The sequence below is a fragment of the Bartonella sp. AA83SXKL genome, from assembly GCF_042196965.1.
GTDB lineage: Bacteria > Pseudomonadota > Alphaproteobacteria > Rhizobiales > Rhizobiaceae > Bartonella.
In genome coordinates this window covers 327-579 of sequence record NZ_JBHIRG010000311.1, presented here as the reverse complement: position 1 = coordinate 579, position 253 = coordinate 327, and the positions used below count along the sequence as shown (strand labels likewise).

At 30.0% G+C, this 253-nt stretch carries 1 pseudogene; it reads left to right on the top strand.

Annotation, left to right across the window (positions count from 1 at the left end):
- Positions 1-253, top strand: a pseudogene (locus ACFINO_RS11330) (energy-coupling factor transporter transmembrane protein EcfT); the annotation flags it as partial.

The following is a 253-nucleotide window of genomic DNA, read 5'->3' as shown; positions in this document are numbered from 1 at the left end:
ATGATCGGTTTATATATTCCGCGAGATACCTTTATCCATAACTTAAAACCAGGTATTAAGTTATTATTTCTTACGGTGTGTGGAACTACTATATTAATGGTTTCATCTATACCTATTTTGGTACTACTTTTATTGTTCGTAATCTTATTCTACAAAATTGCCAAGATTCCTTTTGGCACTGTTATAAAGCAGTTTAAATCGATGGGGTTGTTTTTAGCCCTTATATTTGTATTTCAAGCTATTTTTGTTAATT